We start from the raw sequence: 5222 nt of genomic DNA, 5'->3' as shown, positions 1-5222 counted from the left end.
TGACTCCGCCCTACTAGGAGCTCTTGAAGAGAGAGTTCTTCGTCGAGGAAGCCGGCACGACCTCCAGCCGCTGTAGCTCAGCACCGGCACCGGTGACGTCACCGTCAGCTTGGTCGAGTATTTGCAGGCCTTTCTCAACTGCGCGCCAGTCCGCTGACAGATCGAAATATCCCAGGAGATCAACGACCTCGGCGACCCACCGTTTCGCGCCGCGTCTGTCACGTCGCAGCTGGGCGTAGTAGGTCACCATGGCGTCGCTCACCGACTTCTTGCGCTGCCCCCACTTCTCGCCCTTCCGGGCCGCCTCACTGGCCAGTCGCCACAGCTGTGCAACGTCGACGTGCCGATCCAGCACCGGTTCCCTCACACCTGGCACAGTAGCGATCCAACAGGACAGGCGATAGCGACGCTTTACCAATGACAACCTCGTACATCACATCCTGGGAGGTGACCCCCGTGCCATCGAGTCCACAGCGGGCAGACGCGGTGTCGCCGCGGTCGGGCATGATGCTCGGCATGGAAATCCCGTCACCCAGGACCAGCAACCGGGACGCAGCCATCACCGACTTGTCGGCATCGCTTCATGAGGTTGGTGACCTCCACGCCCAACTGCCCGCGGAGCCTGGCCTGTACGCATGGTGGGCCGATGCCGATGTGTTGGCGGAATTTCCGGGCTCACCACACCCACACGCCATTGGATATCGCCTGCTCTACGTTGGAATCGCCTCCACTTGCGCCGCCGCATTCTCCAGAATCATCTCCGGCGTAGCGGAAGCTCGACGCTTCGCCGTACCCTTGCCGGCCTGCTCATGGCGAGGGAGGGGTATCAGAATCGACGAACAGATCGAGTCGTCCTTACCGATTCCGACGAGACCCGACTCACGGCCTGGATGGATACTCATCTGCGGCTCTCCTGGAGCGAGCATCCCAACCCCCGGCAGGTGGAACAGGCGATCATCGAGAAACTCACACCACCTCTGAACGTCGATCACACGAAGGGGCCGCTACGCGACGCGGTCAAGGCAGCGCGCGACTCTTACTATGCGAGCGCTCCAAAGCCCTGATCCGCAGTCCCACAATCGAATGCGGACGAGGACGCTATTCAAACTGCCGCTCCAATTGGCCGGGTCCCCGGCATCGGGGTCATGAGTCCGGCAGATTCGCGGGCGCCCGTTTCGGAGTCTGCGATACCTGCAAATACATTTACCCGATCTATACCGCACGGCCACTACACCTGGTTTGATGCGCGAGTGACGACTCCAACTCCCCCAGGCTGGTACCCGGATCCTTCGAATCCAGCGACTCTTCGGTACTGGGATGGATTCCGTTGGACTGGGGCTACGCAGCCCCCTCAACCGCACATGCAAGCTCAGCAATTCGCCACTCCGCCTCGCAAAAACCCCCGTTCATTTAGAAACGCACTGCTTGGTGTGTCGGGGGCGGTGGTCGGTGTTGTCATCATCGGCACAGCCCTCACCGGAGGGGACGAACCCTCGACCAACGCGGCACGCACATCAACCACCACTCAAGTTCAGCCAGCCGGTACCGGTGCCACGCAGCCGGCAACCGAAGCACCGACGACGACGTCTGCGGCCGCGCACGGGTTCGGAACCGAAGTCCGCGATGGCAAGTTCGCATTTGTGCTGACTGATATGGAATCTGGGCTATCCACCATCGGGCGTGAATCGTCGATGTTCAGCGAGAAGGCCGAGGGTCAGTTTGTGGTTGTGCACGTGGACGTCACGAACGTCTCCAAGCAGCCTCAGTACTACTCCAGCCTTAATCAGATCCTCGTTGACGATCAGGGCCGCGAGTTCACCAATGACAGCGGAGCCGAGTTCAGTCTCGACGGCGATGACGAAGGGGACGGTGACATCAATCCCGGCATCACACGCTCGACACGGGTGGTCTTCGACATCCCGATTGGGGCCGCGCCTATCGCCCTGGAAGTGCACGACTCGATGTTCTCGAACGGAGCAAGAGTGAGCTTCGGGTAAGCCACGTCTTACGCGGTACTCATTGATCCATTTACTCGACCGATACCGCCGATCCCCACACGGTTCGTGCTGCCGGATCGGTGTCTCACGGATCTATGCGTCAGAAACAGTCGAATCTGAGACAGCCACGGCTGTCATGTTCCGGGATTCTCATAGACGAACGAGTGAGAGATGACTCGAGCAGCCGCATATGTATGCGGCCGGATCAGCTTTGCACTGCGAACGATCAATGACATGCGTAGTTCGTCGGAGCAAGCTAAACAGACCGGTCTCTCCGTAGATCTGATGAATGTGACTCGATATGTCAGTTAGCCGAATAGTCGATCCAGTCGGTCGCGGAAAATGGGCGGTGCGCGATCGGCCCCAAGTGTTGCCGACTTCTTTACACAACAACTGTTCGGAAGCCATCGAAGCCGCACGTCGAGAGGTCATCCGAAGGGGAGGTGGCGAGGTCATCATCCGCGATACCGGTGGGCAGGTAACCGACGTGCAGTTCATGTCCCCGTCCATACAGTCTCAAGGCGGTGGTGGGGGTACGTATTCTGCCGCACCGGACGCGTATGAGTCACGCGCTGCGGATCCATCGTCGTCGCTATCAGATGGCCCGGTTCGCGCGGCGACGACGGCGCCTGGGGTTGGTGGAACGACGGATCCGCCGCAGCGGGTGTCGCCACCTGGTTCCTTTCTCCAGCCACCAGAGGCTACTGAAAAGACGCAGGCAGGGGCGCGGGTGTTCTTGGCGTTGCTCCTCGGGGCGGGGACCGTCGCGGTGATGGTCTTCCTCGCCTTTTCGGTGGCCAGCGACAGATTGCGCTTAATCTTCTTCGTAGTTGCCTGCCTACTGGCGGCGGCCGTCGTCCTCGTCCTGCCTCCTCATTGGCGCAAACGCTTAGGTCCGCCGACAGCAGTTTTCATTGCTGCCGCCTCAGCGCTGTCAGTTTTCCTCGTGAATCCACAACAACCCGGCGCGCCGGAGCCGGAGGTGGATACGCAAGAGATGGTGAACGCGATCTTGGTCGGCCCGTTCGATCAAAGACTTCCGGGGACAGTCGCTGCGGAAGATCCCGTGTTATCCGGAACCAGGGATGCGACCGCGATCGAAAATGTCGGCGTCGTCAAAGTGCAGATGATTTCGAAGACTTACGACGGTAAGACGCTTGGGAGTGCCGGCGGAGGGCTAATAGAGGTGTACCCGACCCCCGAAGCCGCGGCAGCGCGCGCGCAAGGGCAGTACGACTGGCGTAGCGGGAGGGAGGAGGCCGCTCGTAATGGGCAGCCAGAGCCAAAGGTTGGAAAGAACACGCCAGAAATGTGGTGCTTCGTAGACGACAGAGGATCAACCAGCAGCAGCCAGTGGCAGTGCGGAGGCTACCGTGGGCACGCATACGTCGAGACGTACATGCCATTCGGCGACCTAACTCAGATCGAGTATACGAATGCCCAGGCTATCCAGTCTGCGCTGCTCCGTTACGCGGAAAACAAGGAGAGGCTCGCGACCGAAACCCGGTAACGGGACTCGGCAGCAACAGCTATCCCCTGTCCGGACGCGAGCGCCTTCTTCGTGTCACACGGGATCGATGCGTCAGAAACCGCCGAACGAGGGACGCCGGCCGAAACGATCCCCTCCCGAATTCTCACAGTCGATGCCCCCGTGACGAACGAATCTGAGACAGTCCCGGTATCGGTCGAATGAGAGACAACCCGAAACAGCGCATAACTATCCAGGGCAGACCAAACTGGTGTCCAGTTCGCCGCCCCGATTCGGGATTCCTTCACCGGACGGGGCTATCGGGACCCGGTGCAGCTCAGCTCGTTACGGACATGGGCCGGCTTTTGGGACGTGCCGGTCATCGTTCGGCTTGGGGGAATCGCAAAACAGGTGGTGCCCGGTCATGGATCGGCAACCGGTCTCGGAGCCGCCACCGCGTGCTCAGGATCGGAGGGACCACGGTCGCCAGCGCCCATCTGTCGGCGGCTGCACTGGTTCGGCACGCAGTTCAGCGGCCCGTGCCGCGGACAGTCTCGTCTTGCCGCTCCGAACCCAGCCTTCGCCGTCCCAGGAATGCTCAAGGATCGGCCGGAATTTGCCGGTGATCCGTTCGGACAGCTGCCCGGCAGTCAGAGCCTCGGAATACTCGGCCAACTCCCGCAAGACGTCCTCCGCGGACTCATCACACGCGTCACACCCGCATGCGGGAAGCGCGATGTGCGCCCATGCGCCCGCGTCGAGATACAGACCAGGAAACGAACTGAAGGTGATCGCCAACGGCGCCTGATCTACGCGAATGGGAGTGATCTCCACCAACTCCACCAACTCGACTGTCCGCGACTTCGACGGCGGCGCGGGGCCACGGGTGACACTGACATCGAACCGGCCCTCCAGGTTGGTGATCAGATCCTCGGCAGCCGGAATCAGCGGGGCGAACCGTTCCGGGTTCGTCACCCGCCCGTATGCCTCTGCCGGTGGATCTTCCACCGCCGCTCCCTCCTGCACCGATTAGTAGGTTCATCGTCCTCGGTGACCCAGATCAGCGGCAACGCAATTATCTGGCACAGAATCGAGTAGGAGACCTTAGGCGTCGGCACCCGGCGTCTCAGGGGAACCGTCACCGATGCGTTCCGGAAGTGGATCGCTGACCGGGCCGAGTCCGGCCGATCGCGGCAAGAAGGGGTCGAAGATCCACGTCCCGTCCGAGGCCAACGGCATCCCGCTGGGTCACACCCGGCGCGACCACGTTGGCCGTGCCGGTTGGTGATCGCCGGGGTGGTCGTCGATGTGTCCGCGGCGAATACCCACGACAGCACCCTGCTGCAACCGATGGTCAGCGCGATCCCGGCGGTGAAGTCCCGACGTGGTCCGCGCCGCAGCGGACCAGGAAAGCTTCGCGCCGACAAGGGCTACGACTACGACAAGCACCGCCGGTGGCTGCGCGAAGAGGGAATTGTTCCACGCGTCGCCCGCCGCGGAATCGAGAGGAACGACCGGCTGGGCCGGTACCGGTGGAAGATCGAACGCACCATCGCCTGGCTCACCGGCTACCGACGCCTGACCATCCGCTGTGAACGCCGCGCCGAGCACTTTGCCGGATTCCTCCATCTCGCGGCCGCGCTCACTTTCTACAAGAAACTCCCCACATGAGACAACCTCTTAACGCCGGCGGCGGAGGAGCCGGCCGCGACAGATAGCGCTGCTCACGAGGCGGCGGCCTGGCTCAGTACTGCCGG

The 5222-nt window shown here is 61.9% G+C and carries 5 protein-coding genes and 3 pseudogenes; 6 read left to right on the top strand and 2 right to left on the bottom strand.

Annotated features, from left to right (window positions below):
• Positions 1-13: 13 nt before the first annotated feature.
• Positions 14-367 (bottom strand): hypothetical protein, encoded by a 354-nt coding sequence (locus RJ1_RS44300; protein ID WP_037228667.1) that lies wholly within the window; start codon positions 365-367, stop codon positions 14-16.
• A gap of 268 nt (positions 368-635) precedes the next feature.
• On the opposite strand from RJ1_RS44300, the gene RJ1_RS49180 reads away from it, so the two are divergent.
• From RJ1_RS49180 to RJ1_RS44280, 5 genes and pseudogenes are all read left to right on the top strand, one after another.
• Positions 636-1064: a GIY-YIG nuclease family protein gene (locus RJ1_RS49180; protein WP_338049541.1), complete on the top strand. Its 429-nt coding sequence runs from the start codon at positions 636-638 to the stop codon at positions 1062-1064.
• Between the two features lie 81 nt (positions 1065-1145).
• Positions 1146-1349 (top strand): annotated as a pseudogene (locus tag RJ1_RS49175) (DUF2510 domain-containing protein); the annotation flags it as partial.
• 12 nt (positions 1350-1361) lie between these two features.
• Positions 1362-1997: a DUF4352 domain-containing protein gene (locus RJ1_RS44285; RefSeq protein ID WP_240319559.1), complete on the top strand. Its 636-nt coding sequence runs from the start codon at positions 1362-1364 to the stop codon at positions 1995-1997.
• A 301-nt stretch (positions 1998-2298) separates the two neighbouring features.
• Positions 2299-2472 (top strand): annotated as a pseudogene (locus RJ1_RS49170) (DUF2188 domain-containing protein); the annotation flags it as partial.
• Between the two features lie 255 nt (positions 2473-2727).
• Positions 2728-3507, top strand: coding sequence for a hypothetical protein (locus RJ1_RS44280; RefSeq protein ID WP_240319558.1), 780 nt, complete (start codon positions 2728-2730; stop codon positions 3505-3507).
• Between the two features lie 420 nt (positions 3508-3927).
• Here RJ1_RS44280 and RJ1_RS44275 read toward each other — a convergent pair whose 3' ends face one another.
• The gene (locus tag RJ1_RS44275) at positions 3928-4473 is read right to left on the bottom strand and encodes a DUF6226 family protein (RefSeq protein ID WP_143048780.1); all 546 of its coding nucleotides are present in this window, start codon (positions 4471-4473) and stop codon (positions 3928-3930) included.
• A gap of 151 nt (positions 4474-4624) precedes the next feature.
• On the opposite strand from RJ1_RS44275, the pseudogene RJ1_RS44270 reads away from it, so the two are divergent.
• Positions 4625-5136 (top strand): annotated as a pseudogene (locus tag RJ1_RS44270) (transposase); the annotation flags it as partial.
• Between the last annotated feature and the right edge of the window lie 86 nt (positions 5137-5222).

Source organism: Rhodococcus jostii NBRC 16295, from assembly GCF_001894825.1.
Lineage (GTDB): Bacteria > Actinomycetota > Actinomycetes > Mycobacteriales > Mycobacteriaceae > Rhodococcus_F > Rhodococcus_F jostii.
Note: the sequence above shows the minus strand (reverse complement) of the source record. Positions and strands in the feature narration are given on the sequence as shown.